Below are 13386 nucleotides of genomic sequence, written 5' to 3' on the forward strand. Positions count from 1 at the left end.
TGAGGCCATGTTTGTTCACCTGCGCCTTCACACCGAGTTTTCCGTCGTCGACGGTACCAACCGCATCGACGAAGCCGTCAAGGCCGCCGCCTCCGACAACCAGCCCGCGCTGGCCATCACCGACCTGAACAACCTGTTCGGGGCGCTCAAGTTCTACAAGCAGGGGCGCGGCAAGGGCGTCAAGCCCGTCATCGGCGCCGAAGTGTTCGTGGACGGCCTGGGCAAGGAGCCCGGCGCGCTGACCCGCATCGTGCTGCTGGTGCAAAGCACCGAGGGCTACCTGAACCTGTCCGAGCTGCTGGCGCGCGCCTGGACGCAGAACGTGAGCCGCGGCCAGTCGCAGGCGGCCTGCAAGCTCGACTGGCTCGAGGAACTCTCGGGCGGCATGATCGCCCTGTCGGGCGCGCAGGCCGGGCCGCTGGGCCAGCCCTTGCTGCAGGGCCAGGACGAACGCGCGGCCGAACTGGCGCTGCGCCTGGCCGGCATGTTCCCGCACCGCTTCTACATCGAGCTGCAACGCGCCGGCCGTCCTGAAGACGAGCCGCACGTGATCGCTGCCGTGAAGCTCGCGGCCCGCCTGAAGCTGCCGGTGGTCGCCACGCACCCGGTGCAGTTCGCCGCCCGCGAAGACTACGAGGCGCACGAGGCGCGCGTGTGCATTTCCGAAGGCGAGATTCTCGGCAACCCGCGCCGCGTGCGCAGGTTCACCGACGAGCAGTACTTCAAGTCGACCGCCGAGATGCAGGCGCTGTTCGCCGACGTGCCGAGCGCGCTGGCCAACACGGTCGAGATCGCCAAGCGCTGCAACCTGACGCTGGTGCTGGGCAAGCCGCAGCTGCCCGACTTTCCGACGCCCTTCATCGCCGAAGGCGTGCGCATGCCGATCGGCGACTTCTTCCGCCAGGAGTCGTTCGAGGGCCTCGAGGTGCGCCTGGCGCACCTGTATCCCGACGCGGCCAAGCGCGACGCCGAACGGCCGCGCTACGTGGAGCGTCTCGAGTTCGAGATCAACACCATCCTGAACATGGGGTTCCCGGGCTACTTCCTGATCGTGGGCGACTTCATCAAGTGGGCCAAGGAAAACGGCTGCCCGGTGGGCCCGGGCCGGGGCTCGGGTGCCGGCTCGCTGGTGGCCTACGCGCTGAAGATCACCGACCTGGACCCGCTCGAATACAAGCTGCTGTTCGAACGCTTCCTGAACCCCGAACGCGTCTCGATGCCCGACTTCGACATCGACTTCTGCCAGGGCAACCGCGACCGCGTGATCGACTACGTGAAGGACAAGTACGGCCGCAACGCCGTGAGCCAGATCGCCACCTTCGGTACCATGGCCGCGCGCGCGGCCATCCGCGACGTGGGCCGCGTGCTGGACATGAGCTACATGTTCTGCGACGGCATCAGCAAGCTGATTCCGAACAAGCCCGGCATGTCGGTCACGCTGCAGTACCCGCCCGAGAAGAAGATCGAGGGCGACAAGAACAACTACGCCATCGAGATGGAGCCGCAGCTCGCGGAGCGCATCGAGAAGGAAGAAGAAGTGCGCATGCTGGTCGAGCTGGCGCAAAAGCTCGAAGGCATGACCCGCAACATCGGCATGCACGCCGGGGGCGTGCTCATTGCGCCGGGCAAGCTCACCGACTTCTGCCCGCTGTACCAGCAGCCCGGCAGCGAATCGGCCGTGAGCCAGTACGACAAGGACGACGTGGAGGCCATCGGCCTGGTGAAGTTCGACTTTCTGGGCCTGGCCACGCTCACCATCCTGGAGATTGCGCGCGAGTTCATCATGAAGCGCCACAAGGGCCAGGAGAACTTCGCCTTCGAGAACATTCCGCTGAAGGACGCGGCCACCTACCGCCTGTTCTCCGACGGCAAGACCGAGGCCGTGTTCCAGTTCGAATCCCGCGGCATGCAGGGCATGCTGAAAGACGCGCGCCCCACGCGGCTGGAAGACCTGATCGCGCTGAACGCGCTGTACCGCCCCGGCCCGATGGACCTGATTCCCAGCTTCGTGGCGCGCAAGCACGGCCGCGAAGACGTGGAGTACCCGCACCCGGCCGTGGCCGAAATGCTCTCCGAGACCTACGGGATCATGGTCTACCAAGAGCAGGTGATGCAGACCGCGCAGATCCTGGGCGGCTACTCGCTCGGCGGCGCCGACCTGCTGCGCCGCGCCATGGGCAAGAAGAAGCTCGAGGAAATGGCCGAGCACCGCGAGAAATTCCGCGCGGGCGCACTGGCCACGCACGGCATTCCGCAGGACAAGGCCGACGAGATCTTCGACTTGATGGAGAAGTTCGCGGGCTACGGCTTCAACAAGTCGCACGCCGCCGCGTACTCGCTGCTGGCGTACCACACGGGCTGGCTCAAGGTCCACTACACGGCCGAGTTCTTCTGCGCCAACATGACCGTGGAAATGGACGACACGGACAAGCTGAAGCTGCTGTTCGAAGACGCCCAGAAAAACTTCGGCATCACCTTCGAGCCGCCGGACGTCAACCGCGGCAACTACCGTTTCGAGCCCGTCACCGACAAGGTGATCCGCTATGGGCTGGGCGCCGTGAAGGGCACCGGCCAGCTCGCGGTGGAAGCCGTGGTGCGCGCGCGCGAAGAGGGCGGCCCGTTCAAGAGCCTTTTCGATTTCTGCGTGCGCATCGACCGCCAGCGCATCAACAAGCGCACGGTAGAGGCGCTCATCAAGGCCGGCGCGTTCGATGCCATCCAGCAGAACCGCGCCTCGCTCATTGCCTCGGTCGACCGCGCCTTCGAGTTCGCCAACGCCACCGCGGCCAATGCGGCGCAGGTCGACATCTTCGGCGACGCCGAGCACGGCTCGGCCACCGCCGAACCCGACCTGGTCGACGCCACGCCCTGGGGCGTGAAGGAGCGGCTCACGCTCGAGAAGACGGCCGTGGGCTTCTACCTGTCGGGCCACCTGTTCGACGAGGTGTCGCACGAGGTGCGCCGCTTCTGCAAGCGCGAAATCGGCGACCTGCTCGACAGCCGCGACCAGCAGGTCATCGCGGGCATCGTGAGCGACTTTCGCGTCATCAACGGCCAGCGCGGCCGGCTGGCGATCTTCAAGCTCGACGACAAGTCGGAGTCCATCGACGCCACCGCCGACGAGGCGCTCATCAACGCCAACCGCAACACGCTGAAGGACGACGAGCTGGTCATCGTCAGCGGCCGGCTGCAGCCCGCGCGCGGCGGCTTCGAGGCGCGCTTCCAGGTGCAGCAGGTGTGGGACCTGGCCACGGCGCGCTGCCGCTTCGGCAAGTTCCTGCGCGTGGCGGTGAACGGCAAGGCGCCCGACATCGCGCGGCTGCTGAAGGCCTTTCCGCCGCGCACCGAGCAGACCGAGGTGGGCGACCTGGTGCAGGGCCTGCCGGTGCGCCTGTCGATGGCGCGCGCGGGTGCGCAGGTCGAGCTGCAACTGGGCGAGCGCGCCAAGTTCTTCCCGACCGACGCGGCGCTGGCCAGCTGGACCGCGCAGGCGGAAGCGGGCAAGGCGCTGATCGTCTACGACTGATCGGGCCCAAGCCCTTCCCAAGCCCTTCCCAAGTACTTCCCGAGTACGTCCCATGTGCTTCGCCGGCGTGGGCCCATTGGGGCGCTGGCTACGATTCCTCCCGCATTGCAACCCCTGCAGTTCAAGGAGGAACTCGCCATGAAGAAAAAACCGTCACTCGTTTGCGCGCTGGGCCTGGCCACGGTGCTGGCCCTGCCGCTCGCGGCCTCGGCCCAGTACGTCGGCCCCAGCTCGGTGCCCGCCATGACCGTCAAGCAGCTGCTGGACACCGGCAAGGACGACCAGCACGCCACGCTGCGCGGCTTCATCGTCTCGCACGACGGCGGCGAGCACTACACCTTTGCCGACGACACCGGCCGCATGAAGGTGGAGATCGACGCCAAGCACTTTCCGCCCGGCGTGAAGATCGACGACAAGGTGCGCGTCGAGGTCTCGGGCGAATTCGACAAGGACCTCGTGGGCAAGGCCGAGCTCGACGTGAAGCGGCTCAGCGTCGTCCGCTGACGCCGGCCTTCCGTTTTCAGAGCGCCTTCTTGAGCGCCTGCTCGATCTGCTCGAGCACCGCTTCAGGCGCATGCAGCCAGTCCTTGGCCAGCACCTGCATCACCTGCCAGCCGAAGGCGCCCAGGATGCGCGGGCGCGACACGTAGCGCTCCAGCACGTTGCGGTTCTCGTAGTGGGTGGCGGTGTCCACCAGCACGCCCAGCGCGTAGTGGCCGTTGCCTTCCACGCGCACCGCCAGGTCGCAGCGAAAGCGCGACTGGCCCACCTGTTCGTCCACCGCGTGCCCGCGCGCGCGCAGCGCCTGCGCGATCTGCGACGCGACGTCGTCAGCGTGCGCATGACGCGAACGACCTGCCGCCGCGCCCGCGCCGCGCGTGAGCGGGTTCATGCCCTCGAGCACGCGCCGCGCCGTCTCGGCGTCGCCGCGCGACAGGCACTCCGCGTAGCGCAGAAAGTTCTTCAGCGCCGCCGCGCCCTCGTTGTGGTCGTTGGTGATCGCCTCGTGGCGAATGGTCGAGACCACCGCCATGTGGTGCCTGGCGCGGCTGAAGATCACGTTCAGCCGCTTCTCGCCGCCGCGCTGGTTGATGGGGCCGAAGTTCATCAGCATGCGGCCTTCGGGGTTGGGGCCGTAGCAGATGCTCAGGATGATGATGTCGCGCTCGTCGCCCTGCACGTTCTCCAGGTTCTTGATGAAGAGGCCGCAGAACTGGTCGTCTTCCTCGCGCACGTACTCGGCCTCGAGGCGGGCCGCGAAGTCGGGGTCGGTGGCGCCGAGCGCGTTCAGCTCGTCCTCGATCTCGCCTTGCTGCGCTTCGGAGAAAGCCACGATGCCCAGGCTGCGCCCGGTCTCGCGCTTCAGCAGCTCGCGCACCAGCTGTGCGATGTGGCGCGCCTCGCCGTCGTTCACGCGGTTCTCGTACACCGCGTCGCTCACGCGGTGGAAGCTGATGGCGCGCGAGAGCAGCGCATCGGCATGCGCCTTCACCGATTCGTCGGTCGGGCTGCGCGACTGCACCACGATCTCGCCGCGCTCGGGCGCGGGCAGGCTGCGGTCCGGAATGGTGTACAGGTTGCCCGCGTAGAAGGCCGCGTTCGAGAAGCCGATGAGCGACTCGTAGCGGCTGCGGTAGTGCCAGGCCAGCAGCGTGGCCGGCAGGTTGCGCGCGCCCTGGTTGAGCAGGCTGTCGGCGTCGAGCACCACGGCGATGCGGTCGCCCCGTTCGCCGCTTTCGCTGTCCTCGCTATCGTCTCCGCTCACGGAGATCGTGTCGTCTTCCGCGTCGCGGCTCGACGAGAAGAAGCTGGTCGGCGGCAGCTGCATCTCGTCGCCCACCACGATGATCTGCGGCGCGCGGTACAGCGCGGGCACGGCCTCTTCCACGGGAATCTGGCTGGCCTCGTCGAAGATGACCACGTCGAACAGATCGGCCGCGAGCGGCAGCGTGTCGGACACCGACAGCGGGCTCATGAGCCAGATGGGCTTCATGTCGCGCACCACGCGGCCGGTGTCGCCGCTGGCCAGTTCGCGAATCGCCTTGTAGCGCATGGTCTTGCCGAACTCGTGCTCCAGCTCGCGGCGCCCAGCGTTGTAGCTCTTCTTGAAGAGCTTGCCGTCGGCGTCGAGCTGGCTGGCGGGCAGGGCGCTTTTCTGCACATGGTCGCGAAAGCGCTGGCGCACCGCGGCGGCGAGCGTGCGTGCGTTGTGCGCCAGCAGCAGGCGCTCGGCATCGCCCAGGCGCTGCGCATGGCGCGCGAGCACGGCGCCGTCGAAGCGCGGCAGCCAGCGCTCGGCGCGGTACACGCGCTCCAGCCCTTCGCGCGCCACGGCGAACTCGATGGCGTCGGGCGGCAGCGCCAGGGTGCGCAGCGCGGTGGAAACGGCCGCGTCGGCATCGGCCAGTTCCTGCAACGGCACCAGCACGGAGGGCAGGGCGTCGGCCTGGTCGCGCAGCGTGCGCGCCAGGGCCTCGAGGGCGTTCAAGGGCTGCGCGCCGGCGTCGTGCAGCAGCTGGTGCCACAGGGCGTCGAGCGTGTCGGTGCGCGCGCCGGCCGCGGCGAGCTTTTCGACGGTCTTGCCGGCAGCGCCCGCGGCGTCGGTGCGCAGGTGCACCTGGAACTCGGCGCGCAGGCTGGTGCTGTCGTCCGCGTGGCGCATCGCCTGCAGTTGTTGCGCGAAGGCCTCGGCGTCGGTGCAGCCGTAGTCGGCCTCGATCTGCGCGGCCTGCTTCTGAAGCGCGGCGCGGGCGTTGTGCTCGGCCAGCAGGTCTTCCAGCAGCTGGCTGGGCTGCGGGCGCACGGCATACGCCGCGAAGTCGTAGCGGCGCTTGAGCTCGCCCGACAGGCGCCACCACGACGGCTGCAGCCAGCGCAGCAGCGAGCCTTGCTGCGCGCGGGCCTGCGCGAGGCCGGCCTCGGTGTCGCCGGGCGAGAGCTTGTCGCGCCAATGGCCGGTGCGCTGCAGCGTGTCGTCCAGCGCCTGCTGCAGGCTGCGGCGTTGCGCCAGTGCGTTGCCGAGCGCCACGCTGCTCGGGTGCGTGCCGTCGAGCAGGGCCAGCTGGCCGCGTGCCGCCAGCGAGGCGACGCGGCGCGCGTCGGCCACCACGGCCAGTGCGTCGCGCCAAAGCACCTTGTCGCCGGCCAGCGGTGGCCATGCATCGGCCAGCGCGTCGCGGCAAACACCACTCAGCTCGGTGGCGCGTTCGCTCAGCTCGACCAGCCGCGCAAGCGGCTTCTCCTGCTTCAGCAGCGCAGGCGCAAGCTGCGCGAACACATGCTGCGCGAGGCTGGGCGCGCCCAGGCTTTCGGTCACGGCCAGATGCAGCCGCGACACCAGCTCCGCATGCTGGCGCCAGGCTGAATAGGTGGGCAGCGCCTCGGCCTGCAGCGGCGTGAGCGCGGGGTCGTGCGCCTTCAGCGCGATGAGCCGCGCGACCAGTTCGCGCAGCGTGACCGCGATGTGCGCGGGCACGTCGCGCATGGCGGCGTCGAAGCGCTCCAGCGCCTGCAGGTCGAGCGCCATGGCATCGAGCACCCGGGTGCGCTCGGCCGATTCCTGCGTCAGCGCCTCGGGCGCTTCCAGCCATTGCTCGTAGGTCTTGCGCAGGTTCTGCACGAAGGACTTCTTGTCGCCCTGCGAGTCGTGGATCATGCAGCACAGCTCGTCCAGCCCCTGCTGGCGCAGGCGGTGGAACACCACGTCGATGGCGGCGCGCTTCTCGCAGACGAACAGCACGCGCTGGCCGCGGCCCGCGTAGTCGGCAATCAGGTTGGTGATGGTCTGCGACTTGCCCGTGCCCGGCGGGCCCTGGATGATGTAGCTGGTGCCCGTGCGCGCCAGCGCCACGGCGGCGGTTTGCGTGGCGTCTGCCTGCACCACCGGCCACTGCGCGGCCAGCGGCAGCGCGGGGGGCGCCTCGGCATCGACCTGGCGCGGCTGCAGCGAGAACACGCGGTCGAAGGCCTCGCTCGCGAGTTCGCTTTCGGCCAGGCCCGAGTAGTCGCGCACCAGCGACATCTTGCGGTGGTTGAAGTTGCCCAGCGTCACGGCGGTGAGGTCGATGTCCCACTGGTAGGGGTTGCCGCTGCTCTCGCGCAGCGCGAGCGTGGTGCGCTCGGTTTCTTCCGCGGCAGCGGTGCCTGTCATTTGCGGCGCTCGCGGTTGCGGCGGCGCGCCGACGGCGTCGCGCAGCGGCAAGGGCACCGGGCGCACGCGCGCATGAAAGAGCTGCAGCCCGAGCGGGCGGAAGTCGTCCTGCGCGTAGCTGAAGTCCTGCGCGGCCACCGGCACGGCGGACGGCGTGCGCACCCGCGTGCGGCACTTGAACTGCTCCAGCCGCTGGCGCGCGCGCTGGTGAATGACCGCGATCTCGGGCTGCTTCACCAGCCGCAGCTGCACGCCCGGTTCGCTCTGCGCGATCTGCGCCGCGATCTGCGCGTGGAACTGCTCGATGGGGGTCTCGCGCAGGTCCACCGTCTCGGGCAGCACGATGCCGTACAGCTGGCGCAGGTGGTGCCGCAACGTGGGGTTGACCTGCGCCTCGCTGGTGGCGGCTTCGAGCAGGTACTGGTCGCGCACGCCCTTCTTGCGCGTGAGCTCCACCGGCAGCATCAGCAGCGGCGAGGCGATGCGCTCGGCCTGCTCGGGCCCGCCGGGCGCGCCTTCCTTCAGGTTGTGCCAGCGCAGGAACGCGATGACCAGCGACAGCTGCGACAGGCCGTACTCGGCCCGGTCGCGCCGCGCTTCCTGCAGGATGCGGTCGAGCGCGCCCGGCAGGTAGGGCTGGTCTTCGAAGCGCAGCCAGCGCGCGAGCGGCACCGGGTCGCAGCTGGCGATGTCGGCGGCAAAGCGGCCGTCCCACACGCAGAGCTGGTCGACGCGGATGCTGTGCATGTCCACCACCAGCGGCACGCTGGCGATGGTGAGGTTCACGTGCGCCTGCGTCGGCTTGAAGTACAGCAGGCGGTTGCGGCGCGACAGGTCGAACAGCCGGTCGCGCAGGTGCAGCTGGATGGCCTGGCGGCGCTGGCTGGCGCCGTCCTTCGCGGGGGCGACGTGCCCGATACCCAAGCCCAGGCCGAAGTTCAGGTCCAGCGGCTGGTCGCGGTAGGTTTCGAGCCGGCGGATCACCGAGGGCAGGTCGCGCGCGCGCTCGTGGCGGTCGAGCGCGGTCATCTCGAAGACCACGGCGGCCACCACCGGGTGCAGGCGGCGGTTCAGCTCGAACAGGTTGCTGCGGTGCGCTGCGAAGCGGGCGAGCTCTTCGCCGAGCGTGAAGTCCAGCCCGCACGACAGGCTGGCCAGCACCTGGCCCAGGCACAGGATGTCGCCGAGCGCGTCGTGGTGCCCCAGGCGCAGCTCCCACGCGGTGTAGCCGGGCAGGTAGACGGGGCGCGTGGGCACGGTGTCGGGCGTGGCGTTTGCCATCACCGCGAGGTTCTCGACCGCGACGCTCGCATCGGCGTCGATGGTCACGCGCTGCTCGCCCACCACGCGCAGCACGGAGGCCACGGGTTGCTCCAGCGGCGCGATGGCCTCGGGGTGGCGGCGCGGCTCAGCGCCTTCGGGGTTGGCAAGGGCGAGGGCCGGTGCGGCGGGTGCCTCGGTCACGCGGTAGGCGAAGACATTGCCGAGCGCGGCCACCTTGCCTTGCTCGTGCAATGCGGAGACCTCGCGCAGCAGCGGCAGCACGAGCTTGAGCACGTCGTCGGTCTGCAGGCCGCCGTGGGCGTCGGCGGTGTCCAGCAGCTGCAGCAGGGGAGCGGTGGCGGTGGCTGTGACGTTGGGGGTGGCGTTGGGGGTGACGTTGGGGGTGACGTTGGTCATGCGGCGGCGGCCTTGGTGTGTTCGGTGGCGGCCTTGTCGAGCAGGGCGGCGGCGTCGCGCTTCACGCGTGCGAGGCTGCGCTTGGGAACGCGCAGGTCCTTGAGCACGCGCTGCTCGAAAGGCTCGGCGCAGCCCAGGGCATCGGCCAGGCCGAGCGCGGCGGCGAGCGCGAGGTCGTCGAGCTCGGGGTCGGCCGCGACGAAGTCGACCAGCACGCTGGCCAGGTAGTCGTGCAGGCCGGCGGGCACGGGGTCGGGTGGCGGCAGCGCCGGCACGGGAGAGGTGAGGGACGTGGGAGATCGGGCCGGCGCGAAGTCGGGGAAGAAGCGGCGCGCATGCGCCAGCAGCGGCTCCGACTGCAGGAAGGGCCGCTGCAGCAACTGCGCGATGGTGGCGCGCGTCACGGCGCTCACGCGCTGCTGGCCGAGCATGTCGAGCGTGTCCAGTGCCAGCGGGCCTTCGAGCGCGGCGGCGAGCCAGTCCTGGGCGTCGTGCTGCAGCTCGGTCCACAGGCGCAGGGCGCGGGCGCGCACGAACACCTCGGGGTGGCTGGTGCCGCGGGTCTGCGTGTTGCGGGCGGTCGGGTCGGCGCAGATCTCCTCGGCCTGCGCCAGGTAGCTCGCCACGTTGACCTGCGTGAGTCCGGTCTCGATCTTGATGAGCGCGCTCACCGCGGGCTCCAGCGCGCCGCAGGCCACGCAGGCGCCGCGGTCGGCGAAGGCCTCGGTGTAGAGGGCGAAGCGCCGCGCGGCCTGCAGGTGGCTGGCGTCGGCGCGCGGGTCGCTCGCGGTGGCGTGCAGCAGGCGGTCGACCACGTGGTACTTGCCGCCGTCGAGCGCCCACAGCAGGTAATGCGCCAGTTCGTGGCCGAGCACGGCCTGCAGCTCGGGGCCCTGGAGCCGCTCCAGCAGCGGGCCCGAGAGCACGATGTGCGCCTCGCCCGGCACGCAGTGGATGGCCGCGTTCATCGCGCCGTCGCCGGCCTGGTACAGCGTGATGCTTGCGGTGACCCCCAGGCGCTGCGCGGCGAGCTGCGCATGGGCGTGCAGGTCGGGATGCGCGGCTGCGTCGAGCCGATAGGAGTTGCGCAGCAGCTCGGTGCGCACCGCCGCGGCGTGCTGCTCGCGCGCCTGCGCGGAGGCGGCCCATTGCCAGACCTCGGGCTCCTGTGCCTGCAGGTGCGCGGCCAGGGCCTGCTGGTAGGGCAGCGGGGTCAGGTCTTCGAGGCGGACGGCAGGGGTGGCGTCGGTGGCAAGGGAGGTGTCGACCATGTCGGGAGCGCCGTTGTCGGTGGGTGGCCGACGATCCTAAACGAGCGGCCCCCGCGAGCGGGCGCACAGCCTGCCGAGCGCCCTGCCGAACGACTTGCCAAGTCACTCGCCAAGTCGCTCGCCAGGTGCCTCGCCCCTACCAGCTGTAGCCCGCCGTGAAGTACACGCTGCGCCGCTCCCCGTAGTAGCAGCCGGTGGACGACAGGCAGGTCGCCACATAGGTCTTGTCGGACACGTTGGCCACGTTCAGCGCGAGCCGCACGCCCTTCAGCGCGGGCGACTGCCGGCCCAGGTCCCAGCGCACGGCGGCGTCGAACAGCGTCACGCCCGGAATGCGGAACAGGTTCGCGTTGTCGCCGTAGGTGGCGCTGGTGTGGCGCACGCCGCCGCCCACCGTGAGGCCGGCCAGCGCCTCGTTCTGGAAGGCGTACTCCAGCCAGAAGGCGGCCTGGCGCTGCGGCACGTACGCGAACCGGTTGCCGCGGATGCTGACGCCCGCCGCGTTCGGGTTGGCGCGCGTCACGCGGCTGTCGGTGTAGGCGTAGGAGGCGATGGCGTCCAGGCCCCTGAGCACCTGGCCGCGCGCCTCGAGCTCGAGGCCGCGCACGCGCACCTCGCCGGTCTGCTCGCTGAAGGCGCGGCTCAGCGGGTCGGGCGTGAGCACGTTCTGCTGCGTGAGCTCGTAGGCGGCCGCGGTCAGCAGCGCCTTGGAGCCCACCGGCTGGTACTTCACGCCGACCTCGGTCTGCCTGCCGGTGGTCGGCTGGAACACGTTGCCCTGGCGGTCGGTGCCGGCGGCGGGCTGGAACGAGGTGGAGTAGCTCACGTACGGCACCACGCCGTTGTCGAAGCTGTACATCAGCGCGGCGCGGCCGGTGAACTTGCCGTCGCGCTGGTCGGCGTTGGCCAGGCGCAGCGGCGCCATGTTCAGCGTGCGGGTGTCGGTGATGGCGCGGTCGGTGCGCCCGGCGAGCACCAGGCTCCAGCGGTCCCAGTGCATCTGGTCCTGCAGGTAGAAGCCGGTCTGGCGGCGCTGCTGGTCGATGTGCGTGGCCACCGAAGGCACCTGGCCGCTGTCGCGCCCGTACACCGGCAGGTAGGCGTTGAAGGGCGTGGTGATGATGCGCAGGTTGGTCTCGTCGAACGCCGACTTCTCGTCGGAGTAGTCCACGCCCACCAATGCCGTGTGGCGCACGGGGCCGGTGTGGAAGTCGGCCTGCACCTGGGTGTCGACCGTGAGCAGCTTCGCGGTTTCGGGAAAGGCCCACGCATAGCGCAGCAGCGACGACGGGTTGCACGCCGCCAGGCAGAAGGCCTGCACGCGCTGCGTGTACGCATCGACCTTGCCGTAGCGCAGGTTCTGGCGCAGCGTGAAGGTGTCGTCCAGCTTGTGCTCGGCCTCGTAGCCGACGAAGTGCTGGCGGTTGTTGAAGCGGTCGTAGCCCGGCTCGCCGACGAAGGCGCGCGTGGGCAGCGCGGCGTAGCGGCTGGTGTCCAGCGTGCCGGCCGAAGGCAGCGCGGGCGCGCCGCCGCCGCCGGGGGAGTCGAGCGTCTGCCAGTGGGCCAGCAGGGTGATGCGGGTGGCGTCGGAGGGGCGGAAGGTGAGCGAGGGCGCGAAGTAGCTCTTCTTCTCCGACACGTAGTCGTACGACGTGTCGGCCTCGCGGTGCAGGCCGACCAGGCGGTAGCTCCACACGCCCTCGTCGTCGATCGCGCCGCCGAAGTCGAAGGCGGTCTGGCGGCGGTTGTGGCTGCCGAGCTGCACCTCGACCTGTCGCACGGTTTCCAGCGTGGGTCGCTTGCTGACCATGTTCACCAGGCCGCCGGGCGTCGACTGGCCGTAGAGCACCGACGACGGCCCCTTCACCACCTCGACCCGTTCCAGCCCCCAGGGCTCGATGCGCGGCTGCGAGTAGCCGCGCGCGCCGAAGGGCAGGCGCAGGTTGTCGAGGTAGCGCGCCGGCGGCGTGAAGCCGCGCAGCGTGAGCCAGTCCAGCCGCAGGTCGGTGTTGCCGTACTGCGCGACGATGCCGGGCGTGTAGCGCAGGCTTTCGACCAGCGTGGTGGCGCCCTGCGAGTCCATCTGGTCGCGCGTGACCACCGACACGGACTGCGGCGTTTCCAGCAGCGGGGTGTCGGTCTTGGTGCCGCCGGTGCTGCGCTGCGCGACAAAGCCCTTGCCGGGGCCCTTGCCGCTTTCTTCCTCGGCGCTGGCGGTGACGGTGACCGGCGCGAGCGAGCCCGCGCGCTGGCCCGTCACGCGCACTTCGGACAGGGTCTCGGAAGTGGCGTTGCGCTGCAGCGCATAGACGTTGCCCGCGCCGCGCACGGCCTGCAGGCCGGTGCCGGCCAGCGCGACGGCGAAGCCCTCGTCGACGGTGAAGCGGCCGCGGATGCCGGAGCCGTTCAGGCCCGCGGTCAATGCGGCGTCGCTCGACAGCAGGATGCCGGCCTGGCTGGCGAATTGGCTCAGCACCGTGCCGAGCGGGCCGGCGGGGATGGCGTAGTCACGGGCGGTGGCCTGGGCTTGCGTCTGGGCCTGCGCTTGCGCTTGCGCCTGGGCCATGGCGGGCAGCGCCTGCACCGCGGCGGCCACGGGGAGCACCGCCATGGCGCCGCGCAGGGCGCGCGCGAGCTGGCGCGTGGTGCGCGGGCGGCGGCGCGAAGAAGGGCTGAAAAGGCTGGAAGGAGAACGGTTCGGCAGGGGCGCGGGCATGGCGGCTTTCGGGCAAGAAGAAAGGGTTGGTACCTGTGTTGCC

Annotated in this window: 5 protein-coding genes; 2 read left to right on the forward strand and 3 right to left on the reverse strand. The window is 70.1% G+C overall.

The annotated features are described in order from the left end of the window. Positions 1–7 precede the first annotated feature (7 nt). Entirely contained in the window at positions 8–3526 is a 3519-nt protein-coding gene (gene dnaE, locus QTI51_RS06125) for a DNA polymerase III subunit alpha (protein WP_116908753.1), read from the forward strand. 138 nt (positions 3527–3664) lie between these two features. Then, positions 3665–4030 (forward strand): YgiW/YdeI family stress tolerance OB fold protein, encoded by a 366-nt coding sequence (locus QTI51_RS06130; RefSeq protein ID WP_116909091.1) that lies wholly within the window; start codon positions 3665–3667, stop codon positions 4028–4030. Between the two features lie 16 nt (positions 4031–4046). Here QTI51_RS06130 and QTI51_RS06135 read toward each other — a convergent pair whose 3' ends face one another. The 3 genes from QTI51_RS06135 to QTI51_RS06145 all read right to left on the reverse strand — a co-directional run bounded on the left by QTI51_RS06135 (position 4047) and on the right by QTI51_RS06145 (position 13343). Next, positions 4047–9356, reverse strand: coding sequence for a PDDEXK-like endonuclease domain-containing protein (locus QTI51_RS06135; protein WP_286512377.1), 5310 nt, complete (start codon positions 9354–9356; stop codon positions 4047–4049). Next, positions 9353–10627 (reverse strand): SprT-like domain-containing protein, encoded by a 1275-nt coding sequence (locus QTI51_RS06140; RefSeq protein WP_116908755.1) that lies wholly within the window; start codon positions 10625–10627, stop codon positions 9353–9355. The genes QTI51_RS06135 and QTI51_RS06140 overlap by 4 nt, the downstream gene beginning before the upstream one ends. Before the next feature lie 136 nt (positions 10628–10763). Further along, entirely contained in the window at positions 10764–13343 is a 2580-nt protein-coding gene (locus QTI51_RS06145; protein ID WP_207786661.1) for a TonB-dependent siderophore receptor, read from the reverse strand. Positions 13344–13386 lie beyond the last annotated feature (43 nt).

The sequence above is a fragment of the Variovorax sp. J22G73 genome, assembly GCF_030317035.1.
GTDB lineage: Bacteria > Pseudomonadota > Gammaproteobacteria > Burkholderiales > Burkholderiaceae_C > Variovorax.

Excerpts from the sequence above, each read along its gene's own strand:
- QTI51_RS06140 (WP_116908755.1), bottom strand. The coding sequence starts at position 10,627 with ATGGTCGACACCTCCCTTGCCACCGACGCCACCCCTGCCGTCCGCCTC.
- dnaE (WP_116908753.1), top strand. The coding sequence starts at position 8 with ATGTTTGTTCACCTGCGCCTTCACACCGAGTTTTCCGTCGTCGACGGT.
- QTI51_RS06130 (WP_116909091.1), top strand. The coding sequence starts at position 3,665 with ATGAAGAAAAAACCGTCACTCGTTTGCGCGCTGGGCCTGGCCACGGTG.
- QTI51_RS06145 (WP_207786661.1), bottom strand. The coding sequence starts at position 13,343 with ATGCCCGCGCCCCTGCCGAACCGTTCTCCTTCCAGCCTTTTCAGCCCT.
- QTI51_RS06135 (WP_286512377.1), bottom strand. The coding sequence starts at position 9,356 with ATGACCAACGTCACCCCCAACGTCACCCCCAACGCCACCCCCAACGTC.